At 66.8% G+C, this 25,083-nt stretch carries 25 protein-coding genes; 9 read left to right on the top strand and 16 right to left on the bottom strand.

What is annotated here, in order from left to right:
• Positions 1-40: 40 nt before the first annotated feature.
• The 3 genes from EY822_RS06410 to EY822_RS06400 all read left to right on the top strand — a co-directional run bounded on the left by EY822_RS06410 (position 41) and on the right by EY822_RS06400 (position 3,262).
• Complete coding sequence (locus EY822_RS06410) at positions 41-1,024, top strand: carbohydrate ABC transporter permease (RefSeq protein WP_227497075.1); 984 nt, start codon at positions 41-43, stop codon at positions 1,022-1,024.
• Positions 1,021-1,857 (top strand): carbohydrate ABC transporter permease, encoded by an 837-nt coding sequence (locus EY822_RS06405; RefSeq protein ID WP_227497074.1) that lies wholly within the window; start codon positions 1,021-1,023, stop codon positions 1,855-1,857. Before EY822_RS06410 ends, EY822_RS06405 begins: the two co-directional genes overlap by 4 nt.
• A gap of 163 nt (positions 1,858-2,020) precedes the next feature.
• Positions 2,021-3,262 (top strand): ABC transporter substrate-binding protein, encoded by a 1,242-nt coding sequence (locus EY822_RS06400; protein WP_227497073.1) that lies wholly within the window; start codon positions 2,021-2,023, stop codon positions 3,260-3,262.
• A gap of 343 nt (positions 3,263-3,605) precedes the next feature.
• On the opposite strand, the gene EY822_RS06395 is transcribed toward EY822_RS06400, so the two are convergent.
• The 3 genes from EY822_RS06395 to EY822_RS06385 all read right to left on the bottom strand — a co-directional run bounded on the left by EY822_RS06395 (position 3,606) and on the right by EY822_RS06385 (position 6,068).
• Complete coding sequence (locus EY822_RS06395; protein ID WP_150307505.1) at positions 3,606-4,637, bottom strand: NADPH:quinone reductase; 1,032 nt, start codon at positions 4,635-4,637, stop codon at positions 3,606-3,608.
• A gap of 58 nt (positions 4,638-4,695) precedes the next feature.
• Positions 4,696-5,739, bottom strand: a complete 1,044-nt coding sequence (locus tag EY822_RS06390) for an aldo/keto reductase (RefSeq protein ID WP_150307504.1) — start codon at positions 5,737-5,739, stop codon at positions 4,696-4,698.
• 83 nt (positions 5,740-5,822) lie between these two features.
• Entirely contained in the window at positions 5,823-6,068 is a 246-nt protein-coding gene (locus EY822_RS06385; RefSeq protein WP_150307503.1) for a hypothetical protein, read from the bottom strand.
• Between EY822_RS06385 and EY822_RS06380 the strand changes: the two genes are divergently transcribed.
• Positions 6,061-6,309: a hypothetical protein gene (locus tag EY822_RS06380; protein WP_150307502.1), complete on the top strand. Its 249-nt coding sequence runs from the start codon at positions 6,061-6,063 to the stop codon at positions 6,307-6,309. The genes EY822_RS06385 and EY822_RS06380 overlap by 8 nt on opposite strands.
• A 72-nt stretch (positions 6,310-6,381) precedes the next feature.
• On the opposite strand, the gene EY822_RS06375 is transcribed toward EY822_RS06380, so the two are convergent.
• Positions 6,382-6,882: a MarR family winged helix-turn-helix transcriptional regulator gene (locus EY822_RS06375; RefSeq protein WP_150307501.1), complete on the bottom strand. Its 501-nt coding sequence runs from the start codon at positions 6,880-6,882 to the stop codon at positions 6,382-6,384.
• A 114-nt stretch (positions 6,883-6,996) separates the two neighbouring features.
• Here EY822_RS06375 and EY822_RS06370 point away from each other — a divergent pair, with 114 nt between their 5' ends.
• From EY822_RS06370 to EY822_RS06355, 4 genes are all read left to right on the top strand, one after another.
• The gene (locus tag EY822_RS06370; RefSeq protein WP_150307500.1) at positions 6,997-7,941 is read left to right on the top strand and encodes an NADP-dependent oxidoreductase; all 945 of its coding nucleotides are present in this window, start codon (positions 6,997-6,999) and stop codon (positions 7,939-7,941) included.
• Between the two features lie 114 nt (positions 7,942-8,055).
• Positions 8,056-9,702, top strand: coding sequence for an alpha-amylase family protein (locus EY822_RS06365; protein ID WP_150307499.1), 1,647 nt, complete (start codon positions 8,056-8,058; stop codon positions 9,700-9,702).
• Positions 9,703-9,799: 97 nt separating this feature from the next.
• Positions 9,800-10,093, top strand: coding sequence for a DUF4287 domain-containing protein (locus EY822_RS06360; protein WP_150307498.1), 294 nt, complete (start codon positions 9,800-9,802; stop codon positions 10,091-10,093).
• Between the two features lie 51 nt (positions 10,094-10,144).
• Entirely contained in the window at positions 10,145-10,738 is a 594-nt protein-coding gene (locus tag EY822_RS06355) for a GNAT family N-acetyltransferase (protein ID WP_150307497.1), read from the top strand.
• A 91-nt stretch (positions 10,739-10,829) separates the two neighbouring features.
• Here the strand turns inward: EY822_RS06355 and EY822_RS06350 are convergent, their stop codons facing one another.
• From EY822_RS06350 to EY822_RS06315, 8 genes are all read right to left on the bottom strand, one after another.
• Positions 10,830-11,369 carry a dihydrofolate reductase family protein gene (locus tag EY822_RS06350; protein ID WP_319803462.1) on the bottom strand — a complete coding sequence of 180 codons (540 nt, stop codon included), beginning with the start codon at positions 11,367-11,369 and terminating at the stop codon, positions 10,830-10,832.
• A gap of 75 nt (positions 11,370-11,444) precedes the next feature.
• Positions 11,445-12,620, bottom strand: a complete 1,176-nt coding sequence (locus tag EY822_RS06345; RefSeq protein ID WP_150307496.1) for a zinc-dependent alcohol dehydrogenase — start codon at positions 12,618-12,620, stop codon at positions 11,445-11,447.
• Between the two features lie 106 nt (positions 12,621-12,726).
• Positions 12,727-13,605 (bottom strand): carbohydrate ABC transporter permease, encoded by an 879-nt coding sequence (locus EY822_RS06340; RefSeq protein WP_150307495.1) that lies wholly within the window; start codon positions 13,603-13,605, stop codon positions 12,727-12,729.
• Positions 13,602-14,423, bottom strand: coding sequence for a carbohydrate ABC transporter permease (locus EY822_RS06335; protein ID WP_227497072.1), 822 nt, complete (start codon positions 14,421-14,423; stop codon positions 13,602-13,604). The genes EY822_RS06340 and EY822_RS06335 overlap by 4 nt, the downstream gene beginning before the upstream one ends.
• Positions 14,424-14,532: 109 nt before the next feature.
• The gene (locus EY822_RS06330) at positions 14,533-15,855 is read right to left on the bottom strand and encodes an ABC transporter substrate-binding protein (protein ID WP_150307493.1); all 1,323 of its coding nucleotides are present in this window, start codon (positions 15,853-15,855) and stop codon (positions 14,533-14,535) included.
• Between the two features lie 56 nt (positions 15,856-15,911).
• Entirely contained in the window at positions 15,912-16,940 is a 1,029-nt protein-coding gene (locus EY822_RS06325) for a Gfo/Idh/MocA family protein (protein WP_227497071.1), read from the bottom strand.
• Positions 16,937-17,626 (bottom strand): ThuA domain-containing protein, encoded by a 690-nt coding sequence (locus tag EY822_RS06320; protein ID WP_150307491.1) that lies wholly within the window; start codon positions 17,624-17,626, stop codon positions 16,937-16,939. The genes EY822_RS06325 and EY822_RS06320 overlap by 4 nt, the downstream gene beginning before the upstream one ends.
• A 48-nt stretch (positions 17,627-17,674) precedes the next feature.
• Positions 17,675-18,526 (bottom strand): sugar phosphate isomerase/epimerase family protein, encoded by an 852-nt coding sequence (locus EY822_RS06315; protein WP_227497070.1) that lies wholly within the window; start codon positions 18,524-18,526, stop codon positions 17,675-17,677.
• A 161-nt stretch (positions 18,527-18,687) separates the two neighbouring features.
• Between EY822_RS06315 and EY822_RS06310 the strand changes: the two genes are divergently transcribed.
• The gene (locus tag EY822_RS06310; RefSeq protein WP_150307490.1) at positions 18,688-19,704 is read left to right on the top strand and encodes an AraC family transcriptional regulator; all 1,017 of its coding nucleotides are present in this window, start codon (positions 18,688-18,690) and stop codon (positions 19,702-19,704) included.
• A gap of 23 nt (positions 19,705-19,727) precedes the next feature.
• Here the strand turns inward: EY822_RS06310 and pdxA are convergent, their stop codons facing one another.
• The 4 genes from pdxA to EY822_RS06290 form a co-directional block, all read right to left on the bottom strand.
• The gene (gene pdxA, locus EY822_RS06305; RefSeq protein ID WP_150307489.1) at positions 19,728-20,786 is read right to left on the bottom strand and encodes a 4-hydroxythreonine-4-phosphate dehydrogenase PdxA; all 1,059 of its coding nucleotides are present in this window, start codon (positions 20,784-20,786) and stop codon (positions 19,728-19,730) included.
• 139 nt (positions 20,787-20,925) lie between these two features.
• Entirely contained in the window at positions 20,926-22,545 is a 1,620-nt protein-coding gene (locus EY822_RS06300; protein WP_150307488.1) for an ABC transporter permease, read from the bottom strand.
• Positions 22,542-23,564 (bottom strand): ABC transporter ATP-binding protein, encoded by a 1,023-nt coding sequence (locus tag EY822_RS06295; protein ID WP_150307487.1) that lies wholly within the window; start codon positions 23,562-23,564, stop codon positions 22,542-22,544. Before EY822_RS06295 ends, EY822_RS06300 begins: the two co-directional genes overlap by 4 nt.
• 135 nt (positions 23,565-23,699) lie before the next feature.
• A complete protein-coding gene (locus EY822_RS06290; RefSeq protein ID WP_150307486.1) occupies positions 23,700-25,082 on the bottom strand; it encodes a four-carbon acid sugar kinase family protein in 1,383 nt (460 codons plus the stop codon).
• Position 25,083 lies beyond the last annotated feature (1 nt).

Here is a 25,083-nt window from a genome sequence, read left to right as displayed (position 1 = left end):
GATACCGTACCGACAGCACGTCGATCGAAGGAGATCACAGTTGACACTCACTGACCCGCGTCCGGTCGTGACGCCGAAAATGTCGACCCGCTCGGGTCGCGGAACGCGGTGGTGGCGCGCTCCCTCGTCGCCGTCCGGCTCCTCCCCCGGCGGGAACCGGCTCACGCTCCGTCTCTTCCTCGTTCCCGTGATCATCGTCTTCATCGTGCTGTTCGCGATACCCCTGGTGCAGTCGATCTGGTGGAGCTTCACCGACTTCAACGGGTACAGCGCCGAGACGAACTTCATCGGCCTGCGCAACTACGCGAACGTCTTCAGCGATCCGTCCATGCTCGCCGGCCTGAGCTTCACGATCTTCTTCACGCTGGGCACCACGATCCTCATCACCATCTTCGCGATGCCGCTCGCGGTGGTGCTCAACCGAGCGTTCCTCGGGCGCAACTTCGTGCGCGCGATCTTCTTCTTCCCCGCGATCCCATCCGTCGCGATCCTCGGTCTCGTCTGGGGCTTCATCCTGAACCCCCTCGGCTCAGGTGCCCTGAACTCGCTGCTCAGCTCCCTCGCCGGCATCGGCCCGGTGCCGTGGCTGTCCGACTCGACCCTCGCCCAGATCAGCGTGATCGTCGTCGGGGTCTGGACCAGCACCGGGTGGCACTCCATCCTCTATCTGGCCTTCCTGCAGTCCATCCCGAGCGACTACTACGAGGTTGCGCGGATCGACGGTGCCTCGGCGATCCAGCGGTTCTTCTACATCACGCTTCCGCTCCTGATGCCCGCGATGACGGTGAGCTGGCTCCTGCTGATGACGGGCGGCCTGAAGGTGTACGACCTCCCGTTCACCCTGACCCGCGGCGGACCGGGATATTCGACCTTCACGATCACGCAGACCATCATCCAGAACGGTGTGTCCCAGGCCAAGTACGGCCAGGCCTCCGCTCTCGCGGTGATCTTCATGCTCATCGTCGGAATCATCGTCGCCGCCCAGCTGACCCTCTCTCGCCGGCTCGAAGGGAAAGTATCGTGAGCTCCACCTCATCGCAGGATCGCATCACACGGCCGGGGGCTGTCGTCACCAGCCTGATCATGGTGCCGCTCGGGCTCATCATCGGCCTGCCCTTCTACTACGTGGTCGTCAACACGTTCAAGACGCAGGCGGAGACCACCGCATCACCGTTGGCACTCCCCAGCACGGTGAACTTCGACAACTACGTGACCGTCTTCCAGAACATTCCCGTCGCGCAGGCGTTCATGAACACACTCATCGTGACCGTCGTCTCGGTGTTCCTGATGCTGCTCATCGGGTCCATGGCGGCGTTCTCGATCATCATGCACGCGTCGAAGACCATGACCGTGCTGCTCGTCCTCGCCTTCCTCATCCCCGGCCAGGTGACGCTCATTCCGATGTACCGGCTGCTCACCCAGGCCGGACTCGTGGACTCCCTCCAGGGCCTGATCGTGCTGTACACGGGCGGTTCGGTCTTCTGCTACTTCCTCATCGTCGGGTACATGCGCACACTCCCCGGCGAGGTCATCGAAGCGGCACGGATCGACGGTGCGGGTGATGGGCGGATCTTCTGGAGCATCGCGTTGCCGCTGATCCGTCCGATCCTCGTCACCGTCGGTGTCTTCCAGACGATGTGGGTGTGGAACGACTTCCTCACCCCCGTGGTCTTCATCAGCTCGCCCGAGAAGCAGACGTTGGTGCTCCAGGTCTACAAGGCGGTGGGCGAGTTCTCGACGAACTGGCCGATGTTCCTTACCCTCAGCGTGATCGTGCTCATCCCCATGGTCATCTTCTTCATCACCATGCAGCGGCACATCGTCAGCGGCCTCACGGCCGGAAGCGTCAAGGGCTGACCGCGTCCCGATGGACGCTCGAGGGCGATTCGCGCATCCGTCATCCTCACCGCCGCCCGTTCTCCACCGACCCCGCACGATCCCAACAGCGTTACACCGCACCACCACCACCCCAATGAGAGGTTCCGCAATGAAGCACCTTCCCCCCTCCCACCGCACCCGGATGTCAGGCCCCCGCACTGTCCTGGCCGCTGCCGTGGTTCTCACCACCACGATCGGCGTCTCCGGCTGCAGCAGCGAGCCCGCGGATGACCGCACCCAACTCACCGTTCTGTCCTGGTCGGGTGAGGACGTCATGACTCCGATCGTCGAGTCCTTCGAAGAAGCGAACCCCGACATCAACGTTCAGCTGACCACGGCACCGCCGGTCGCCGAGTACATCTCCACGCTGCAGAACCGACTCGGCTCCAACACGGCTCCGGACGTGTTCGTCATGGCGGCGGAGAACAAGACGAACCTGATCGAGGGTGGCTTCGTCATGGATCTCAGCGACGAACCGTTCATGGACGTCGCCTCGGAGTTCAACACCGCCACCTACACCGGACCGGATGGCGCGGAGTACGGACTGTCGCTCTCCTCGTGGGCGTCGGGAATCATGTACAACAAGGGCATCCTCGAGGAGCACGGGATCACCGAGTTCCCGCAGGACTGGGACAGCTTCACCGAGGCGCTGCAGACGCTCAAGGATGCCGGCGAGGTTCCCTTCCTCGAGTCGTGGCAGGGGTTCCCCACCTCGCTCGGATCGAGCGTCGGACTCGCGAACTACGAGCAGGGTGGAAACGTCGACGCCGCGATCTTCGAGGGAGATGCGACGTTCACCGAGCTGTGGACCGAACCGCTCACGCCGTGGCAGGAACTGTTCCAGGACGGCCTGATCACGACCGACGTGGTCGGTCTCACCGGCGACCAGGTGGTCGATGAGTTCGTCAACGAGCGCGTCGCCATGATCACGGCCGGCCCGTGGAACATCACCGCGGTGCGCGAGGGCGCCCCCGACCTCGAGTTCGACTTCGCCGGCGTGCCCCAGGCCGGTGGTGACCCGTTCTACACCGGCGCTGCTTCCCCCGGGTGGGCGATCTACTCCGAGGCCAAGGAGCCCGAGGCCGCGAAGGCGTTCCTCAGCTTCCTCGCCAGCGAGGAAGGCGTGCAGCAGTTCCAGGAACTGACGAACGACATGACCACGACGTCGAACTTCACTCCGGAGATCGATGAGGCGTTGACGCAGCCCTACCAGGCACTCCTCGACGGCAAGTTCTACCTGCCGATGATCTCCTGGCCGCGCTACCAGGACGCGCTCTACACCGAACTCGTCGCGCAGATCCAGCTGATGGCGCAGGGTCAGGCGACGCCGGAAGCGGTCGGCACGGCGCTGGACGCGAGGCTCACGCAGGAAGAGGGCAAGTAGCACGAGCGACCGAGGGGGGTGTGCCGGGCAACCGGCACACCCCCCTTTTTCTATGCACGTTCGCTGAGCCACGGTCGCTGGGCCCGTCGAAGCGACGTGGGTTACGCCCCTTCGACAAGCTCAGGGACCGTATGGGCGCAGTCCCGACGCAACCCCACGGTCGCTGGGCCCGTCGAAGCGACGCACGTTACGCCCCTTCGACGAGCTCAGGGACCGCATGGGCACAACCCCGACGCAACCCCACGGTCGCTGAGCCCGTCGAAGCGACGCACGTTACGCCCCTTCGACAAGCTCAGGGACCGGATGGGCTCAGGGACCGCATGGGCTCAGGGACCGGATGAGGTCAGGCCGGGGCCACGTCGATGAGCACCTTGCCGACCGCTCCGCCCTCGACCGCGTCGTGCGCGTCGGCGGTGGATGCGAGGTCGAAGCGGTGCAGCGGAAGTCCCGCATCCTCCCCCACCGGGAGCGCGCCATCCTCGAGCGCCGCCGCGATGTCCTCCGCGGCCGCCGCGATCATCTCCGCGCCGACCGTGTACAGCAGGAGGAACTGGTATCGCACATTCGTGGCGAAGTGGTGGCGTACATCGAGGGTCATGGTGTCACCGCCGTTGTTCGCGTAGACGGCGATGCAACCACGATTGCGGATGACGGCCGCGTTCAGTTCGGCGTTCTGCGCCGGTGCCACTTCGACCACGATGTCGACCCCGGCGGGGGCGATGCGGCGGATCTCGTCCGCGGCATCCGACTCGCGGTAGTTGACCGTATGGTGCGCCCCCGCAGCGGTCGCGAGTGCCGCCTTGTCGGCGGAGCTCACGGTGGTGGTCACGGTCGCGCCCGCCCAGCGGGCGAGTTGGATGGCCGCGTGTCCGACCGCTCCGGCTCCACCCGCCACGAGCACGTGCGTGCCGTCGAGAGCACCGGGCGCGAGCCGGCCGGGGCCGTCCTCCGCCACGGTGAGCGCGCGGTGCGCGGTAATCGCGGGTACGCCAAGACTCGCGCCGACATCGAAGCTGGCCGCGTCGGGCAGCGGGAACACCCGCTCAGCGGACAGAACGGCGAACTCCTGCGCGGTGCCGCCCGCGGCGCGCTCATGGGCGGCGAGCGCGAGCCACACCCGGTCACCGATCGCAACGGACGTGACGCCGTCGCCGATCGCGTCCACTACGCCGGCGCCATCCTGGTTCGGTACGACGTCGGGGAACGGCAACGGTTCCCCGGGTCCGCTCCCTCGCCGGGACTTCCAGTCGGTGGGGTTCACGCCCGACACGACGATGCGCACGCGCACCTCCCCGGCGCCCGGTTCCTGCGGGTCGCGGTCGACGAGTCGCAGAACCGACGCCTCACCGGTCTCGCTGTAAATGATCGCCTGCATGTGGTCTCCTTGCCGGTGGTCGTTCGGGATCTCGGACGGTTCGAGCAGAAGGAGTGGCTCAGCGACGGCGCTCCGGGGCGAGCCAGTAGTTGCTGAAGCCGGCATCCTCGGGGTTGAGGTTCGTGCCAGGGGGAACGATCTCGTCGATGCGGTCGAGGGTCGCGTCGTCGAGTTCGAGCGACGCCGCTCCGAGCTGCGATTCCAGCTGCTCCATGGTGCGCGGCCCGATGATGGCGCTCGTGACACCCGGGTGGCGAAGCACGAAGGCGATGGCGAGGTGCACGAGCGGCACGCCCAGGTCGTCGGCGAGGGCGCCGAGCTTGTCCGCGGCCTCGAACTTCGCGGCGATGCCGGGCTTGCTGAGGTCGTAGCGGCTCGGGTCGCGGTCACTGCGGTGGGTGCTCGGCAGATCCTGACCCTTGCGGAACTTGCCGCTCAACCAGCCCCCCGCGAGCGGGCTCCAGACGAGGGTGCCCATATCGTGCCGGTGCGTGGTCGGCAGGAGGTCGGACTCGATGCCGCGCACGAGCATCGAGTAGGGCGGCTGCTCGGTGACGAAGCGCGCGGTGCGACGCTCGCGGGCCGACCATTGCGCCTCCACCACCTGCGACGGCTGGAATGTCGACGAGCCGATGTAGCGCACCTTGCCCGACCGCACCAGGTCGTCGAGGGCGCCGAGGCTCTCCTCGATGTCGGTGTGCTCGTCGGGGCGATGCATCTGGTACAGGTCGATGTAGTCGGTGCCGAGACGCCGGAGGGAGTCCTCCACCGAGCGGATGATCCACCGGCGCGACCCGCCGCGGTAGTTCGGCTGCTGCTTCATGCCGTTGAAGAACTTGGTCGCGAGCACGAGGTCATCGCGCTTGCCCGACTGCGCGATCGCCTTGCCCACGATCTCCTCCGACTCCCCGAACGAGTAGATGTCCGCGGTGTCGATGAAGTTGATACCGGCGTCGATCGCGGCGTGAATGACGCGGATGGAGTCGTCGTGATCCTTGTTGCCCCAGTCCCCGAACATCATGGTGCCGAGGCAGAGGCGGCTCACCTCCACACCGGTGCGGCCGAGGAAGGTGGTGGGCTGGTCCGTGTTCGTCTCTGACATGCGTCCGACGCTACGCCGGGAGCGCGGGGAATGGCGCGGAGCACCGGTCGACCGGGTCGGCTCCGCCTCCTCAGGGTCTTCAATCACCACCTTCCGCCCCACGGCCAGGTGGTGAAATCCGCGCCGAGCTTGTTTACCGGGCTGTCGACGGGGGGATCCGACGCATCGATGTCGTTCCAGGGCCGCTCCTTCCCATACCCCGCCAGGTGCACGATGACATCGGCTCCGCGAAAGCGGGCGACCAGGGAATCGATGTCGGTGATGCTGGCGGCGACGAAACGCTCATGAGGCTGCAGGTCGGCCGACGGCTCGACCAGCGCGGTGCGCACCGAGGTTCCCTACAGCGCGTACCTCTTCTACAAGTGGGGGTCGCACCCCACCGCGAACGGCGAATTCGTCGACGGCGCGGTTCGCGTGCCGACCGGCCCGGGACTCGGCGTCGAGCTGGACCTCGAGCGGCTCGACGCGCAGCACCGGGTCTACCTCGATTCCGGGCGAACGACGCGCGACGACACGACGTACATGCGAAGCATCACCCCGTCGTACGACCCCGCTCTGCCGCGATTCTGATCGGACTGACGCCCACAGAGTTCCGGTAGGCAGTCGAATCCTCCGCCCGGGGTGCAGTGGGCGACCCTCCCCTCAGGAGGTCTTGCGTCTCCGCGGTGCCGCGGACCTCGGGGGCGCCGAGCGCATGTGGTCGCGGACCCTGCCCAACACGTCAGCGAGGGCCTCGACGTCCGTGCGCGCCAGGGGTTCGAACAGCAACTCGTTCAGCACATCGATGTGGCCCGGGAACACGTCGGTGAGGGTATTCCGGCCCTGCTCGGTGATGGTCACCGTGGTGCCGCGCTCGTCATCGGTGGAAGGCGCGCGAGTGACCAATCCACGTTGCTCGAGCAACTGGGCCTGGTAGGTGAGACCGCTGCGGCTGTACACCACTCCGTCGGCCAGATCGGTCATGCGGCAACTGCCCCCGGGCGAATCACCGAGACGCGCGAGCAGTTGGAACTGCACGTAGCTGAGATCGCCGGCAGCCCGCAACTGCTGCTCGACCGTGTGGCGCAGCAGACTGCTCACCTCGATCAGCGCGAAATACGCGCCCAGTTCGGTGGAGTCGAAGGATCGGGAGGGAACGGCCATACCGCAACCCTAGTCGATGCTACGAACTCTAAGCACTTGCTACGAATCCGTAGCAATGCTATCGTCGCCATCAGTTGCTTCACATTCGAAGCGCTATCGAGAGAGAAGACGATCATGAAGGCAGTACGTTTCCACGAACTCGGTGGCCCCGAGGTGCTCTCCTACGAGGACACCGACCAGCCCGTCGCCTCGGAAGGCCAGGTGCTCATCCGCGTCGCCGGTTCCGCATTCAACCCGGCCGACGCCGGCATCCGCGGCGGCACCCTTCCCTTCCCGGTGACCCTGCCGCACGTTCCCGGATACGACGTGTCGGGCACCGTCGTCGCGATCGGGGATGGCGTATCCGGCTTTGCGGCGGGCGACACCGTCGTGGGATTCCTCCCGATGACCGAGAGCGGTTCTGCAGCGGAGTACGTCGTCACGGCGGCGCACACCCTCACCACGGCTCCGACCAGCATCCCGCTCGTGGATGCCGCGGCGCTGCCGTCGGTGGCCCTGACCGCATGGCAGGCGCTCTTCGATGATGCCGAGCTCGAAGAGGGTCAGCGACTGGTGATCATCGGCGCCGGTGGAGCAGTGGGCGGATACGCCGTCCAGCTCGCCAAGCGAGCCGGGGCGTACGTCATCGCCACCGCGAGTCCGCGCAGCCGCGACGCCGTTTCGGCGGCCGGTGCTGACGAGGTGATCGACCACACCACGTCCTCCGTCCTCGAATCCGTGACGGAGCCCGTCGATGTGCTTCTGAACCTCGCACCGATCAGTCCCGACGACTTCGGCGCGCTCGTCGCGCTCGTCCGAGACGGTGGAATCGTCGTGGCCACCACCGCATGGATGACCACGCCGGGCGACGACACCCGCGGAGTGCGCACCGCAGGGGTCTTCGTCCGCGCCGACGTGGACGAACTGGCCCAGCTGGTGGCCCTGGTCGACAGCGGTGACCTCACCGTCGACATCGCGGAACGCGTACCGCTGAGCGATCTGCCGGTGATCCACGCCCGGGCCGCGGCCGGCGAGGTGCACGGCAAGGTCATCGCCGTCCCCGACCTCGGCGCCGAGTGACCCGTCGTCGATCGCACAGGACGGAGAAGAGGGGACCGCCCTCCAGCACCACCAGCGTCGTGACAGGTCGCGCGGGATAGATTGACGGGGCATCGGGATCGACGGGAGTCATTCATGAAGGTCAGCGACATCAGCGATATGTGGTGGAAGACCGCCGTCTTCTACAACCTGAACGTGGGCTCGTATCTCGACTGGAACGACGATGGCACGGGTGATTTCGAGGGCTTGTCGCACCGGCTGGACTACCTGGGCGAGCTCGGCGTGACCTGCCTGTGGCTCGCGCCGTTCTACCCCTCCCCGCGAGCCGACAACGGCTACGACATCGCCGACTACTTCGGGGTCGACCCTCGCTACGGCGATCTGGGTGACTTCGTGGAGGTGGTGAGGACCGCTCACGAACGGGGGATGCGCGTCATCGTCGACCTCGTCGTCAATCACACGTCCGACGCGCACCCGTGGTTCCAGTCCGCACGCCAGAGCCGGGACAGCCCGTACCGGGACTTCTACATCTGGCGCGACGAGCCGCCCGAGGACCAGCGCGCGAGCATGTTCCCCGATGCGGAGGACGGCGTCTGGTTCTACGACGAGGCCGCGGGTCAGTACTACGAGCACTCCTTCTATCGTCACCAACCGGATCTCAATACGGCCAACCCGAAGGTACGGGAGGCGATCGCCAAGGTCATCGGCTTCTGGCTGCAGATCGGGGTCGATGGCTTCCGCGTCGACGCCGTGCCCTTCCTCATCGACAACGGCGGGGAGAACGAGCACGAGTACCTACAGGCCATCCGCACGTTCGTCGGGCGACGAAACGGCGCGGGCGCGTTGCTCGGCGAGGTGAACCTGCCGTACGACAAGCAGATCGCATTCTTCGGCGACGAGGACGGCGACGAGTTGACCATGCAGTTCGACTTCGTCGCCAACCAACGTCTCTATCTGTCTCTCGCCCGTGAGGACGCGGGACCGCTGGTCGAAGCGCTCCGCGCGCGGCCGCAGCTCGCGCGCACCAACCAGTGGGCGAACTTCGTGCGCAACCACGACGAGCTCACCCTTGATCAACTCAGCGAGGACGAGCGGAACGAGGTGTTCGAGGCGTTCGCTCCCGAGGAATCCATGCGCATCCACGGACGAGGCATCGTTCGGCGACTGCCACCCATGCTCGGCGGGGACCCGCGGTGGATCCGCATGGTCTACAGCCTCACGTTCTCCCTCCCCGGCGCACCGGTGCTCTACTACGGCGAGGAGATCGGCATGGGCGAACACCCGACGCTTCCCGGACGGGCCGCGGTGCGAACACCCATGCAGTGGGCCGACAGCCCGAATGGCGCCTTCTCCGGTGCGGACGCGGATGACCTGCCTCATCCGCTCGTCAGCGGCGGCTTCTCCGCCGAACACATCAACGTGTCCGCCCAACTGCACGACCCCGAGTCGATGTTCCACTTCGTCCGCCAGCTCGTCGCGGCATACGCGATCTCACCGGAGATCGGCTGGGGCGACTTCGAGATCCTCCCCCAGCCCCACGCCTGCGTGCTGGTGCACTCGTTGCAGGGATCGATGGGGCGCCTGATCGCCCTGCACAACTTCGCGCCCGATGGACGCAAGGTCACCGTGACGCTGGACGACACGGACGAATCCACGCGCGCCATCGACCTGCTCGGAAACGAGACCTATCTGCTCGATGACGGCGTGCTGAACGTGACCCTCGACGGTTTCGGTTATCGCTGGATCCGGATCGCGCGGACCGGGGACAAGCGCCTGCTCTGACTTTCCGGACCCCAACTGCCCGAGTGACTGCGTTCTTCGGGGGCTGGCGGGTCAGCCGGACGACGCGACAGACTGGGCCGAACAGGGAAGGATGTCGATGTCGTTTCAGGCCTACCTCGACACGGTGGAGAAGAAGACGGGCCTCACCCCGCGCCAATTGATCGACCTCGCGCACGCACGCGGATTCGGCCCGGACAGCGCGGCGGGACCGATTCTCGCCTGGCTGTCGGAGGAGTACGGCCTCGGCCGTGGTCATGGAATGGCTATGGTTCACGTCATCACCACAGGTGACCGCATCGATGGGAAGCATGTGGGGACCGGCGGAACACACAGCGACCCGAAGGACCGCCTCTGGCTCGACGGGGCCGCCACCAAGCCCGACGGCTACTGACCGACGGGGTCCCTCCTCGCAGTAAGGCGTCCGGTGCTCCAAGCTGGGAGCATGCCCGAACTCCCGGCCCGGCTCTTCCCGCGGACTCCTCACCTCGACGGTGATCTCGTCACTCTCCGCGGCTTCACCGCTGAGGACATCGACGCGATGGGCCCCATCCTCGCCGACCCCGATGTCATCCGCCTCACCGGTTCGGCGCACACGACGGCCGAGGTCGAGGCGGCGGCACGGCACCCGGTGCTGGATGAGAAGACGCGCGCGTGGTACGAGTCCCGGGAAGGGCAGGGGGACCGACTGGACCTCGCCCTCATCGACCGACGCACCGACACGTGCGTGGGCGAGGTGGTGATCAACGACTGGAGTCCGCATGATCGCAGCTGCAACCTGCGGATCCTCATCGGCCCCGGAGGACGGAACCGGGGCCTCGGCTCGGAGGCCGTTCGCCTGATGGTCGACCACGCGTTCGCGGTGACCGGCCTCGACCGCATCTCGCTCGAGGTCATGGACTTCAACCCTCGAGCCGTGACCGTGTACTCCCGGACCGGGTTCGTGGTCGAAGGGCGGTTGCGCAGCGCATTCGTCTTCGACGGTGAACCTCACGACGTTCTCGTGATGTCGCTGCTGCGCACCGATCCGCGCCCCTGAGCCCGACATCGGGCTGAGGGCCGCGCGTCCGTCGCGTCGACGAGCGTCAGCCGTATGGAGGAGCTTCAGTGCACGACGTCGTAAACGACCTTCAGAATCCCGTTGCCATAGGCAGCGGATTCCCTGAGCACGAGCCGGCGTTCGCTCTGAGTGCTCCGGCTGAAGATGCTCTTCCCCTCACCGAGAAGACGAGGAGGTTGTAGCGATCGATGAGGCCGGCATCGGCGAGGTTTCGGGCCAGCCCTCCGCTGCCGTGAACGAAGATTGCACCACCGTCGCTCTGTTTGAGCGCGCTGACGTCGTCGATGGACCGCAGGATGGCGGTCTCGCCCCACCCGTCCACCAGCGAATCAGCGTCGAGCGTCGTCGACAGCACGTACTTCGGCAACGCCTGATACGCGAGGTGGTCCTCCGACGTCGACCAGATCGGCGCGAAGGCTTCGTAGCTCCGCCGACCGAAGAGAAGCGCGGTGGTGTCGTCGAGCTCCTCCTCCTTCAGCGAGAAGGCCTCGGGCACGAAAGGCGTGCGGAACACCCACCCGCCGGCGGGATGGCCCTCGACCCTTCCGCCGGGGGAATCCATCACGCCGTCCACCGAGACGAATCCCGTCCACACCAGTTCTCGTGGCACGCCACCCTCCGATCGGCTAGAGCCGCGCCGATCTGGGAAGCAGCGCGGAAGTCCATTCTTCCGCGCTGCTGCGCGTTACGGCGTGAGAACCACCTTGATGCACCCGTCGTCCTTCTTCTGGAAGATGTCGTACATCTCGGGCGCACGGTCGAGCGGCACGCGATGGGTCACGAGATCCTCCACACCCAGCGGGTCGGACGGGTCCTCCACCAGCGGCAGCAGATCGGCGCGCCACTTCTGCACGTTGCACTGGCCCATGCGCAGAGTGATCTGCTTGTCGAACATCGACTTCATCGGCATCGGGTCGGCCTCGCCGGCGTAGACGCCGCTGAGGGACACGGTGCCGCCGCGTCGCACGGCGTCGAGGGACGCGTGCAGGGCCGTGAGGCGGTCGAGACCCGCCGTGTTGAACACCTTCTTGGCGATGCCGTCGGGCAGGACGCCCGCCGCTGCCTCGACGAATGCCGCGACGGGTGCGCCGTGCGCCTCCATGCCCACCGCATCCACGATCGAGTCGGGCCCGCGGCCATCGGTCATCGTGCGCAGCACGTCGACCACGTCGCCGGTCAGGTCGATGGTCTCCACGCCGTGGCGCTCCGCCATCGCGCGACGCTCGGGCACCGGATCAACGGCGATCACCCGGTAGCCGAGGTGGACGCCGATGCGGCTGGCGAACTGGCCGACCGGGCCGAGCCCCATCACGCCGAGCGTGCCGCCCTCGGGCACATCCGCGTACTGCACGCCCTGCCAGGCGGTGGGCAGGATGTCGCTGAGGAAGAGGTAGCGGTCGTCGGACAGCTCGTGGCCGACCTTCGTCGCGTTGAAGTCCGCGTACGGCACCCGCAGCTTCTCGGCCTGGCCGCCGGGAACGGATCCGTAGAGCTCGGAGAACCCGTAGAGCGACGCGCCGGATTCCTTGTCACGGTTCTGGGTGGTCTCGCACTGGGTGGTGAGGCCGCGCGTGCACATGTAGCAGGTGCCGCAGGCGATCACGAAGGGGATGACGACGCGGTCGCCGGGTGCGAGGTTCGTGACGGCGGAGCCGACCTGCTCCACGATCCCCATGTTCTCGTGTCCGAGCACATCACCCTTCTCGAGGTACGGACCGAACACCTCGTACAGGTGCAGGTCGGAACCGCAGATCGCCGTCGAGGTGATGCGGATCACCGCATCAGTGGGGTCCTGAATGACCGGATCGGGGACTTCTTCGACGATGACGTTGCGCTTGCCTTGCCAAGTGAGTGCTTTCATCCGTCAGGTCTACGCGCTTCGAGTCGACGAAGCGGCGGATCTCGCGACTCCCGCACCGGATGCTCAGGCGCCGCGCGCGGCCTGCCAGCGCGCAACGGAGGAGGGCTCAGGCCTTCACCGCTCCCGCCGTCAAGCCTTCGATCAGCTGCTTGCGCAGCAGGATGAAGATGATCAACGTGGGCAGCGCTGCCAGCATCGTGCCGGCAAGGACCAAGCCGTACTCGGTCGAGTACGCCGTCCGCAACGAGTTCAACCCCAGCGTGAGGGTGTATCGCGACGAGTCGGAGACGATCACTGCCGGCCAGAGAAAGTCGTTGTACACGGTGAGGAAAAACCACACGAAGAGCGCCCCGAGAGCCGGGCGGATCACGGGGATCACGACCCCGAGGAAGAGCCGGAACTCTCCACACCCGTCTATCCGTGCCGCCTCCAGGAGCTCGGTCGGTACCGACACGATGAACTGCCGCATCATGAAGATCCCGAAGGCCGGAATCAGGAAGGGGATCGAATAGGCGATGTACTGGTTGGACAGGCCCATTCGGGTGACCTCGATGAAGAGGGGCACCAGGATGATCGCGAAGGGGATCATCAACGAAGACAGCATGATGTTGAACAGAATCTTCTCGCCCGGGAAGCGATACTTCGCGAACGCGAACCCCGCCAGAGCGCAGAAGAAGGTGGAGAACGCTGCGGTGCCCCCGGCTATGAGAATGCTCCTCATGAACCAACCGAAGAAGGGCACCGTGCTGAACAGATCCGTGTAATTCGCGACGGTCGGGCGTTCGGGGATGATCTGCGGAGGCGAGACGAAGATGTCCTCGATCGGTTTGAAGGAACCGGACAACGCCCAGATGAGCGGAGTCAATGCGACGATCAGCCAGAAGAACAGGCCGACATGCGTGCCGATCAGGGCGAGCTTGCGACCGCGGCTCTTGTTGCGATGCGGGGTAACCCGCGCATCCTCGCGATACGACACTGCAGTCATTGTGATTCCTTGCCGATTCCGAATACCGATGCGATGACCCGGGAGATGGCGAACACGACGATGAATAGAAGGACGCCGGCGGCAGCCGCGAGTCCGAACTCCTGACGTTGGAACGCCGCCCGGAAGATGAACTGCGTGATGCTCAATGAGGCGTTGCCTGGGCCGCCATTGGTGAGGATGAACGGCTCCTCGAAGATCTGCGCGGTTCCCGTGAGCACGATGACCACGACGAAGGCGGTGACCGGCTTCAGCATCGGTATGGTGATGCGACTGAACTGGCGGAACGGACCGGCGCCGTCAAGAGAAGCCGCCTCGTACAGCTCCCGGGGGATATTCTGCAAGCCGGCGAGGAAGAAGATCATCAGGTATCCGGTGTATCGCCAAATCAGGACCAGCACGATCGTCACCTTGGCCCACACCGGAGTATCGAGCCAACCGACCGGCGGAACTCCGAGAACGCTGCTGAGGACCCCGTTCACCAGACCGGTCCCCGTGTCGAAGAGGATGTTGAACAGAAGAGCCACGATCACGGGCGACAGCACGATCGGCAGGAAGAACGATGTGCGGAAGAAGCCCTTCCAGCGGACGCCGTGCGCGTTCAGCACCGCCGCCAACCCGAGGGAGAGCGGCAGGACGATGAGCAGGGCGCCGAGGACGTACCAGGCGGTGTTCCCTGCGGCGGCATGGAAGTCGTCATTGGTGAACAGGTTGGTGTAATTGTCGAACCCGACGAACGAGAAGGACCCCAGTCCGGCCCAACTGTGCAGGCTCAGATAGATCGCGAACAGTGTCGGTCCGGCAATGAAGAGCAGGAACACGACATAGAAAGGAGTGAGGAATACGTAGGGAGCGATCTTTACGAAGGACGCCCGCCTCCGTGACGCACGGGGCGCAGTCACCCCGGAAGGAGGGGCAGTCAGTGCCATCTCACGCGCTCTGACTCTCCGTGCTCGCAGCGGCATCTTTGATGGCCTCCGCGGGAGTCTTGCGTCCGGTGAGGGCGGCGGTGATGGCCCCGCCGAGCTCGGTACTGAGGAGCGCCCAGTTCTCACTCTGATACTGGGTCGGCGCGTCCGGCGCGAGCGTCGCGTACAGCTCCATCACCCGCTGCCCGCCCAGGTACGGGTCGGTCTTCTCCAACACCGTCGGGGAGTCCCATGCCGACTTGAGAGTGGGAAGGTATCCCGTCTGGGTGAACCGATCCACCTGTCCGTCTTCGGTACCGTAGGCGTCGCTGAGCAGGGCGATCGCGGCATCACGTTCGGGGATGTCCTTCGACACCGCGAACCCCGTTCCGCCCCACACGCTGGTCGTGTGACCACCACCCGCGAAAAGCGGGAGCGGCGCGAGCTTCCACAGACCGGATTGCTCCGGGGCGTTCGCCTGCAGGATGAAGGTGTTGAACCAATCGGGCATGAAGTACGCGGCCACCTTGTTCTGCTTGAGGAGCGATGTCCCCGGTCCACCGAAGAAGTCACTCACGACGGTGAAGGCACCGTTGTTCGCACCGTCGACGAGGAGCTGCAGCACCTCGACGGCCTCGGGGCTATCGATGGCGAGGTTGCCGTCTTCATCGAAGTAGTGGCCTCCCCGCTGCTGGAGCAGCATTCCGAACCAGGTCGGATCGTCGTTCGCGATCACACCGAGACTCGTGCCGTGCTTCGCGAAGATCTCACCGCCGATCTTGATGTAGTCATCCCAGGTGTCCGCCTGCGGAATCTGCAACTGCTCGTAGAGGTCGGTTCGCTGATACAGCGTGACGAGTGGGAACTGCGACTCCATCGCGTAGATCGCACCGTCGCTCACATACGGCTGAACCCGTGACTCGTAGAAGGCGTCGCGAGGCGCGCCCATCTCGTCGGTCAGGTCAGCGAGCGCTTCACCAGCGATGTTGTTCTTCATGAAGCGTGAGAACTGAGCAATTTCGATACCGAGCAGGCTCGGGAGCGCCCCGTTGGCGGCGTACGCCGCGAGCGCCTTGGTGGTGATGTCGCCCGCGTCGGATTGGAGCTGCTCGATCGTGTAGTCGTACGGCCCGGACTCGGAGAGGCCCTCGGCCCGGCTCGCGAAGAACTTCGTGAAGTCAGGAGCATTGCTCCAGATGTTCAGCGTCACCTCCCCGCTCTCCTGACTGGCCACGCCAGACGTTGTCGGAGCGCAGCTGGCGAGAAGCGGAACCATGGCGGCGGCGCTGGCCATGCCGATGAAGGTTCGGCGTGACAGAGCCGGGTTCGACTGTGAGGAATTCATTGGTGCCTCCTATGTGTGTGTGATGTTCCCCGCGACATTGCGGGCAAGTGCGTGGTTCAGTTCGCCCTGAGGTCGATCGAGCGGTCTGACAGGGGAAGTGTCTTCACGTGGCCGTCCCGCGCCGAGGCATAGGCGGCCATCATGATTTCCGTGTCGAGGTGACCGGAGACTCCTTCGATCTGGGTGGTTCCGCCGTCCGCGATGCTTGAGACGATGTCGGCGATCGCGTCGACGAATCCCTGCCGCGAATCGGGGCGGATGTCCAGATACTGCTGTCGAAGGTCGCTGGATTCGCCGCTTTCGACAGCGAGGGATGCGGAGTTCTCGCTCAGGTGCATGGTTCCCTTAGTGCCGATGACAATGAGGCCGGCACCGGAGGTGTGCGCACCGGTGTGGACCAGAGCCAGCGTGCTGTTGTCCGCGAAGCCGAACTGCAGCAACATGTGATCCTCGACGAAGTGGCCGTAGCGCACGTTGCCGTTCGAGTCGGCGGCCGCGAGGACCCAGGAGACGTCGCGGTCCGCGTTGAGGAAACGGCACATGTCCACCCAATGACTGCCCCAGGACATCAGATCCCATCCATCGCCTACGTAGCCCTCGACTCTCACAAGTTCACCGAGGTGCCCCGCGTCGATGAGCCGACGAGCGCCCGCATAGGGCTGCTCGTACCGGCGCTGATGATTGACGAACAAGCGGGCGCCCGCGGCGTCAGCGGCGGTGACCATCCTGTCGATCTCGTCGACAGAGACGGCCATGGGCTTCTCGCAGAGAATCACTCGCACGCCTGCCTCGATCGCGGCGAGGACCATTTCGGCGTGCAGCGTCGGCCAGGTGCAGACGCTGAGAATGTCTACCTGTTCCTGGGCGAGGAGTTCAGCGAGGCTGGTGTAGGCGGATGCCCCACCCGAGAACGAGGCCAGGGCCTGCGCATTCGCCTCGTTGATGTCGGCGATCGCGACGATGTCGACGTCGGAGCACGCGAGGTAGCCGCGGGCGTGCGAGTATCCGATGGAGAACCCCTCGAGGTTGGCATTGGTAGCGGCGACGGGGGCGCCGGCGCCGACAATTGCTGCTCGATACGTCACTTGTTCCTCCTGGTGTGGTTGTTGTCGTTCAGCACGGATGAGATCCCGCCCCAGAGGTGCTGGCGAAAGGTCGCGTCGTCGAAGGCCTCGGCGGAGTGTCCCAGGGAGGTGTACCACCCGCGCGCGGCACCCACCCGGGTCCGCCAGACAAGTGGATGATCCACGCCCATCGAGGCGCTCCCCGGCGCATAGGTGTCTTCGGAGATGGTCGCGAGTACCTCGACGGAATCCCGCGGGTTGCTCTCGAACGCGTACCACTCCTCGTTCCAGAGCCACGGTTCGGGAACCGACTTCATCGACGCGTCGTCCGGCCGTTCGACCTGAATCGGCGCGGTTTGCAGTTCTGCCGGGTGCTCGCGGAAGCGCGCACCCACCAGCTGACTGAACAGCGGCCAGTCGCGTTCGGCATCGGACGCGGCGTGCACCCCCGCGAAACCGCCGCCGTCCGCCGTGAATCGTTCGTAAGCGGCACGTTGGTCCGCGTCGAGGAGGCCGGTACCGGACGCCTGCATCCAGACGACGGCAGCGGCTTCCGCCAGATCGCTGGACGTGAAGATGCGCGCGTCCTCGGTCGCCACGACCTCGACGCCCGCATCCGCCCCGAGTTGCTCGGCGGCACGAACTCCGGCCTCGAGGGAATCGTGTCGGAAGCCGACCGTACCCGAGAAGATGATGATCGATGTCATGTCAGGCCGCCCGGAACACTGGTTTCGGGATTCTCGTTGCTCGCGTCATCACTTGACCGCGCCGAGGCCGACGAGGTACTCCGCGGAGCCGAGCACCGCGTCGTCGCCACCGACCTCGAGGGTCGAGTGGCCGTCGTACCCGACGGCCTGCAACTCAGCGAAGGCGCCGTCGATATCGATCACCCCGGAACCCACGGCGATCGTCGACATTCCGCACCCGAACACCGAACCCCTCTTCTCCTCCCATTCGGCGCCGAGGTCTTTCCAGTGCACGTGTTGGATGCGATCGCCGAAGGTTCGCACGTACTCGACCGGATCGCTCCCCGCGAGCCACAGGTTGCCGGTATCCAGGTTCAGACCGAGAGCCGGCGAATCGATGCGTTCCAGCAGGGCGGAAGTTCCGTCGATCGTTCCGGTGTACGGGCCGTGCGGTTCCAGAAGGATGGTGACGCCGTAGTCCTCCGCGACGCGGAGAGGCTCGTGGAGCTTCTCCGCGATGGTGAAGATGGCCTCGTCGAAAGAGAGCCCATGGCCGAAAGCCGTGACCGGTTCCCCCTCGGTCGTGACCACGTGCTTGACCCCGATCGTTCCGGCTGCTCGCACCGCCTTCATGATCTGGGACGTCCCGTACCGCCACGGTGCCGTCGGGTCCAGCAGGTCGGAATGCGCGCAGTACGAGGTGATCGTCAGCCCACGCTCGTCGAACAGGCGCTTGATGTCCCACGGGTTGGCGTCGAGACTTGCCACGGCGGTGAACCCGAAGTGGTTCCCCAGTACGGCCCCGTCTCCCGTGTCCGTGACGTCGGCGAAGGAGAATCCCCAATCGCGAACCCGGTCCAGTTGGTGATCGAGCGTTGAGAACGGATCGACCAATGCGAAACAGCCGAGTGTGATGGGCACGGAACTTTCTCCTCTTCGTCGAGACACCGGGGTTGGCGTGCGACATACGCTAGGGACCCGCCCAGCGTTTGTCGTTCACTTTCGACCAGTGATGGTTTGTGCAAACCCGGATGTGAGGAAATCGCTTGTTCGAAAGCGGAGAGTCGCCCTACTGTGACCCTGTGGAGATACAGCCGCTGGCTACGTACGCCGGGCCGACAGGGAAGTTCGTCGCGGACACCTGCGCGCCGCTGCGGCAGGCGAGTGACGCCAACGAGGTCAAGATGTCCGCCTACGGGCGGGGGACGTACCCCGGTGTAGCGCTCGAAGCGGATGCGTTACCCCAGCTCAAGAGCGTCGGTACATGGGAAGCGACGTGCGACCAACAGTGGGGGCTCGACTGGCACAGGAATGAAGGCATCGAGATCAGTTGCCTCACTGCAGGATCTCTCGACTTCTCATGCGAGAGCGAGGAATACGACCTCGTCGCCGGTGACCTGACGATAATGCGGCCCTGGCAACTGCACCGGGTGGGACGCCCGAATGTTCGGTCGTCGACGCTGACCTGGTTCATCATCGACGTCGATGTGCGGAGGCCCAACCAGGAATGGGTGTGGCCGAGTTGGCTGCCGATCCCCGCGAGCGATCTCGCTCGCCTGACCGAACTGCTCAGCCATAACGAGCGACCTGTGTGGCGCGCGAACAAAGCGCTGCTCTCTGCCGTCACGACGCTGGAGCGAACGTTGCGCGGCCAGGTCAGCCAGCCGATGGCGCGGATCGCGACAGCCACGACTGAGGTTCTGATCGAGCTGCGGGATCTGTTGGAGAACGAGACGCCGGTACTCAACCCGTATCTCTCTTCCACCGAACGCACGGTGCGGTGGTTCATCACCCAGCTTCCCGACCGCATCAGCGAACCGTGGACGGTGGAGCAGATGGCTGGCGAGTGCGGGCTCGGCAGGACACGATTCGTCCATCACTGTCGGCAGATCCTGAACATATCGCCGCTTGAACACCTCAATGCTCTCCGCTTGACCCAGGCAGCCGACCTACTGAGCGGAACCGATCTGCGGATGTCGGATATCGCCCACGCCTGCGGATTCGCGTCCAGTCAGTACTTCGCGACGTGCTTCCGGCGACGCTTCAATCGGACGCCGGTGGAGTACAGACAGCATTGTCGTTCAGTCGCGCTCGCGTGACTTGCGACTCCCGCACCGGATGCTCAGGCGCCGCGCGCAGCCTGCCAGACCTCGTCCCAGCCGGGGGCGAGTTGCGCGGCACGACGGCAGGACAGGAGCAGGCTCGCCTCACGGGCGACACCGGTGCCCGCGATGTCGAACGCGGTGCCGTGGTCGACCGACACGCGCACGGTGGGAAGACCCACGGTGATGTTGACGCCGTTGTCGCCGTACACCGACTTGAACGGCGCGTGACCCTGGTCGTGGTAGGTCGCGATCACGAGATTCCACTTGCCCTTCACCGCTCCTGGGAACAGTGCATCCGCCGGGTGGGGTCCGGAGACGCGGAGGCCGGACGCGCGGGCGGCCTCGACCGCGGGCTGGAGGATGTCGATCTCCTCGCGACCGAACAGGCCGCCCTCCCCCGCGTGCGGGTTCAGACCGGCGAGCGCGATCTCCTCGTCGGGACGGCCGAGCGCGCGGGCGAACGCCCCGGCGAGCGTGAGTACCTGGCCGGTGCGCTGGAGCGTCACGTCGTCGATGGCCTGCCGCAGCGACACGTGCGTCGTGACATGGAACACGTACAGGTCACCGGCGGAGAGGACGAGGCTGTAGTTCTCCGCGCCGAACTCCGAGGCGAGCAGCTCGGTGTGACCGGGGTAGGAGTGGCCGCCGGCGTGCAGCGCCGCCTTGTTGAGCGGAGCGGTCACGATGCCATCGACGGCGCCGGCCTTCGCGAGGTCGCACGCGGCGACGACGTAGCGGTATGCGCCGTCGCCCGCGCGGGGGTCGAGCTTTCCGGGTGCGACGTCACCGAGCGGGTCACCGATCTGGATCAACTCGATGAGCCCCGGGTCGTTGGTCGCTTCTGCCGGGCCCGGAATCACCCGTACCGCGTCGGGGTTCCCGCCGATCCACTCCACGCCCCTGCGCATCGCCGCCTCGTCGCCGAGCACCACCGGCACGCACTCGCTCCGCAATTCGGGATGGTGCAGCAGGGTCTTCGCCGTGATCTCCGGGCCGACGCCCGCCACATCGCCCAGCGTGATGCCGAGCACGGGGAGCCGTGCGGGAGGGGGTGGATCCTGGTCGGTGGGAGTCATGGTGCCGCGCTTCCTCGTCGGTGAGTCGTGCCTGCCTCATGTCTACCGGACCGGGCACCATCCGGTGATCGTCCGGGGTCGCGACGGTTGCGCGAGGCGCTCAGCCGGTGGGCCGGTGGGCCGGTGGGCCGGTGGGGCATCACACGGGGATGTCCCGCCGCCGGAACGCGATCACGGCGACGATGGTGCCCGCGGCGGCGATGCCGCACAGCACGATCACCGCGACTCCATCCAGGGGTTCGAGTGGAAGCGCCGACGAGTGGGCGAAGGGACTGAGGTCGCGCACCTCCTGCGGTAGCTGGAGGAGATCGCCGAACTGCCCCGCCACGAGGGCCAGCACCAGCAGCGCCCAGCTCGCCGCGATCGCGACGCGGGGTGCAAGGGCGTACAACAGCGCGCTGGCGGCCACCAGCACCAGCGCGGCCGGCACGTGCGCGAGGGCTGCGGCCAGCGACCCCGGCACCCTCTCCCCCGGTTCCCCGCCCAGCAGAAAGGTGAGACCTGCCGCGCATCCGGCGACGGTGGCGACCACGACCACGGAGAAGAACCCGACCAGCACGTGCCCCAGCAACCAGCGCGCGCGGTGGACCGGCGCCGACAGCACCAACTCGACGCGCCCCTCGCCCTCCTCGGCACGGGCGCGCAGCACCGCCTGCACTCCGGCGGCCGCCGCGAGGACGCCGCAGATGCCAAGGATCGCCGTCGTGAACACGTCGACCGTGTCGGCCCGGGTGCCGGGCAGCAATCGCGCGATCAACTCGCGCAGACTGGCGTTCCCTCCGATCGCATCGGCCACGGTGGGGGCGAGTGCACCCGCGATGCTCCCCAGCACCGCCGCGGCGATGCTCCATCCCACGAGCGTCGGCCACTGCGCCCGAAAGGCCAGACTGACGGCCGAACGCAGTACCGGGGAGGCGGCCGCGCGCCCCGGTCGCTCACGCAGCACGCTCGCCCCGAGATCGCGACCGCGCTGCATGGCGACAGCGACTGCGCCGAGCACGGCCGTGAGCCCGAGGGAGAGAAGCAAGGGCCGGACGTCGGCCTCGCCGAACGGAGAGACGGCCTGGGCCCAGCCGATGGGTGACAACCAGGACGGCCAGGCCGAGTCGACCTTCGTCAGTTCCGCATTCGCTCGCCCCGTGGCATCCCCCCACGCGCGAGCGAGGTAGGCGACCCCGACCAGTGCCGCCGACGCGCCATTCGCCCCGCGGGACGTCGGCATCACCTGGGTGACCACCGCGGCGACGGCGCCGAAGACGAGACCGACCGAGGTCGTTGCGAGCCCCGTGAGAGCCGCCCCACCCGCATCGAGACCCACGGCGAGGAGAGCCGCCGCCACGAGCAGACCGAGCACCACGTCGGCGAGGAGCAGCACCCCGAGCACCGCGATCACTACGGAGGTGCGCCTGAGGGGAAGGGCACCGACGAGTTCGGCTCGCCCCGTGTCCTCGTTCGCACGGGTGTTGCGCACCACGAGAAAGGTGGACATCAGGCCCGTAAGGACGGCGATGAAGGTGAAGCCCTGGAAGAAGAAGACCGACCCGGGCGACGTGCCGTCGGGGGTGCCGCGCAGGAACAGGAACGCGGGATTGGCCGCCGCGACCGCGACGATGGAGGCACGGGCGGATTCCGCGGCGAACTCCGTCACGACGGCCGTCGCCGAGGCGAGGACGAGGGCGGTGATCCCGAGCACCCACGCCGTCAGGTGCCACCGCTCGGTGCGGAGCGTGAACAGGGCGAGTCTCGCCGTGCCGCTCATGAGGTGCCACCGTCTCGGTGACTCGCCCGGCCAGCGGCGGCCGCACCGGTCCCGCGCGTGCGGCCGTCTGTCCCGTCCGTCCCGTCGGGGGCGGTCGGAGCACTGTAGTGCCGCAGGAAGAGGGACTCGAGCGAGGGCGGTGCGACGAGAATGCCCGTCACTCCTGCGCGGCCGAGCGCCGTAAGCACGTCGGCGACCCCGGTGTGATCCACTTCGAAGGAGGCGGACTCACCGTCGCGGGTGAACGCGTGTACCCCCGGTGATCCGGCGACGTCGGATTCCGGCGGTAGGCCCGTGACACGGAAGGACGCCCGAGTGACGTGCCGCAGTTCTGCGAGCGACCCGGACTCCACCGTCACCCCGCCGCGGATGATCGTCACCCGGTCGCAGACGTGCTCGACCTCGCTGAGGATGTGACTGGACAGCAGCACGGTGCTTCCGTCGTCGCGGATGCGGCGCAGATGCTCGCGGAAGACCGACTCCATGACCGGATCCAGGCCGGATGTCGGCTCGTCGAAGATGTAGAGCTCGGCCGGCCGGGCCAGGGCCGCGACGAGACCCACTTTCTGCCGGTTGCCTTTCGAGTACGCCCGCGCCTTCTTGCGCGGGTCGAGCTCGAAGTCGTCGAGGAGGCGGCGACGCAGGCCGGCATCCGCGCCACCCCTCAGCGACGTGAGGAGATCGACGATCTCGCCGCCGGTCAGGCCGGGCCAGAGGCTCACGTCGCCGGGCACGTAGGCGACCGCTCGGCGCACCGCCTCCGCATCGCGCCAAGGATCGCGACTGAGCACCGAGACCGTTCCGCCGGACGCGCGCATCAACCCGAGCAGGATGCGGAGGGTGGTCGACTTGCCGGCACCGTTCGGACCGAGGAATCCGTGCACCTCGCCGCGCTCGACGGTGAGGTCGAGTCCGGCGAGGGCTGTGGAGCGGCCGAATCGCTTGGTGAGCGACGCAGCGGAGATGACGGTGTCTGTTGAAAAGACGGTGTCTGTCGAAATGACGGTGTTTGCGGCCATGATCGGTCCTTCGGGACGAGCACCGCGCCCGCAACCGGTCGGCTCGGGCGCACGCGAGAAACGCGTGCCGACCAGACTTCCCGGCTTACCGGACATCACGGTACACCCGGGAGGCGCTCCTCGACCATAGCTTTTCTATAGCGTTTCCAGCACGTCGATCAGCGTGCGATCGTCGCCGAAACCGCCCGACTTCGTGATCACGCGCAGGCCGGAGAGTTCACCGCCGATCACCTCGCCGAGCACCACGCCCTCGAGCGGTTGACCGTCGACGCGCATGGCGCGGGCGCCGGATGCGTCGAGCACCGCACGCGCACCATCCCCGCCCACGAGCACCACCGTGTCGATGCCCTGCTCGCGCACCAGGCCGAGGGCGACCCGGGCCAGGGAGTCGGCGACCGTCTCGGCACTCGGCCTGGTGCGCGCTGTGACGTCGACCGCGGCGCCGCCGCGCACCGGCGCCGGGCTCAGCAGCAGCGTCACACCCTGCGCACCATCGCCCCGGGCGCCTCGTGGGTTCCGTGCGCCGGACACGAAGCGCGCGGCGGCGGCCCGATCGCGCAGCTCTTCCGCGGTCGGTTCCCGCACCGCCACGTCGGCCGGTCCCCGTTCACGGACCAGCGCGGCCGCCTGCGTGCGCGATACCGCGTGCAACGACGACACCACCACGAGGATCCGCGGAACGGCATCCGTAACATCGGCCCGCTCCGGGCCGATCGGCGCGACCGACAGCGATCGGTGTGGCGGGAGGGGCGCACCCTCGACGGATTCGCTGTCGACCGCGAGCCACACCGCTGCCATGGCGGAGGCGAGCCCGGCGGATCCGACGGGCACCGCGATGCCGCCGAGGGCGTCGATGGCCGCGGCGACCTGCGCAAGCTCAGCGTCGGTGCGGGCATCCATCGTGACCACCGCGCCCGATCGGCCCGCCGAGACGAGGGCGTCGGCGAGCGCGCCTGCTCCCGATGCCCGCACGTGAACGCTGTGGGGAAGCAGAGTGCCGAGGTCGCTCGCCGACATCGCCGTCACCGGATCGGTGGCGGCGGCCGTGTGCGCAACCGGGCGCCCGTGCACGCGCACCACGGCATCCTCGACAGTGCGTCCCATGCGGGGATAGGCCGGACACACCACCGCGAAGCTGCTGGGATGCGTGCGCCGCCACTCCGACAGGGCGCCATCGATCTGATGCGCCACGGACCCCCGCAGGGTGGAGTCGACCTTCACGAACAGGGAATGCGCACCATCGGACACGGCACGGCTCACGGCATGGGCCGTCGCCGACGCCGCCGCTTCCGCCGCCAGTGCGCGGGAATCGGCGGGATAGGCCCGAACAACGGTTCGCGCCTCGGCTCCGGCGGTGTCGGCAGGCGTGTCGGCTCTGACGGCGCCGCGCGGCGCGTCGTCGGACAGGACGATGCGCACGTCGACGGACGGGCCGACGAACTGCACGGCCGAGTCGCCGGCGCCGGTGAGGTCATCGGCGACGATGGCGATCCGCACCTGCCCGCCGTTGGTCGCCACG

The organism is Planctomonas psychrotolerans, assembly GCF_008642235.1.
GTDB lineage: Bacteria > Actinomycetota > Actinomycetes > Actinomycetales > Microbacteriaceae > Planctomonas > Planctomonas psychrotolerans.
This window is presented reverse-complemented; position numbering and strand designations above follow the sequence as displayed.

What these genes read in the sequence shown, in the direction of transcription:
- EY822_RS06400 (WP_227497073.1), top strand. Translation starts at nt 2,021, where the DNA reads ATGTCAGGCCCCCGCACTGTCCTGGCCGCTGCCGTGGTTCTCACCACC.
- EY822_RS06395 (WP_150307505.1), bottom strand. Translation starts at nt 4,637, where the DNA reads ATGCAGGCGATCATTTACAGCGAGACCGGTGAGGCGTCGGTTCTGCGA.
- EY822_RS06390 (WP_150307504.1), bottom strand. Translation starts at nt 5,739, where the DNA reads ATGTCAGAGACGAACACGGACCAGCCCACCACCTTCCTCGGCCGCACC.
- EY822_RS06375 (WP_150307501.1), bottom strand. Translation starts at nt 6,882, where the DNA reads ATGGCCGTTCCCTCCCGATCCTTCGACTCCACCGAACTGGGCGCGTAT.
- EY822_RS06370 (WP_150307500.1), top strand. Translation starts at nt 6,997, where the DNA reads ATGAAGGCAGTACGTTTCCACGAACTCGGTGGCCCCGAGGTGCTCTCC.
- EY822_RS06365 (WP_150307499.1), top strand. Translation starts at nt 8,056, where the DNA reads ATGAAGGTCAGCGACATCAGCGATATGTGGTGGAAGACCGCCGTCTTC.
- EY822_RS06360 (WP_150307498.1), top strand. Translation starts at nt 9,800, where the DNA reads ATGTCGTTTCAGGCCTACCTCGACACGGTGGAGAAGAAGACGGGCCTC.
- EY822_RS06355 (WP_150307497.1), top strand. Translation starts at nt 10,145, where the DNA reads ATGCCCGAACTCCCGGCCCGGCTCTTCCCGCGGACTCCTCACCTCGAC.
- EY822_RS06345 (WP_150307496.1), bottom strand. Translation starts at nt 12,620, where the DNA reads ATGAAAGCACTCACTTGGCAAGGCAAGCGCAACGTCATCGTCGAAGAA.
- EY822_RS06340 (WP_150307495.1), bottom strand. Translation starts at nt 13,605, where the DNA reads ATGACTGCAGTGTCGTATCGCGAGGATGCGCGGGTTACCCCGCATCGC.
- EY822_RS06330 (WP_150307493.1), bottom strand. Translation starts at nt 15,855, where the DNA reads ATGAATTCCTCACAGTCGAACCCGGCTCTGTCACGCCGAACCTTCATC.
- EY822_RS06320 (WP_150307491.1), bottom strand. Translation starts at nt 17,626, where the DNA reads ATGACATCGATCATCATCTTCTCGGGTACGGTCGGCTTCCGACACGAT.
- pdxA (WP_150307489.1), bottom strand. Translation starts at nt 20,786, where the DNA reads ATGACTCCCACCGACCAGGATCCACCCCCTCCCGCACGGCTCCCCGTG.
- EY822_RS06300 (WP_150307488.1), bottom strand. Translation starts at nt 22,545, where the DNA reads ATGAGCGGCACGGCGAGACTCGCCCTGTTCACGCTCCGCACCGAGCGG.
- EY822_RS06295 (WP_150307487.1), bottom strand. Translation starts at nt 23,564, where the DNA reads ATGGCCGCAAACACCGTCATTTCGACAGACACCGTCTTTTCAACAGAC.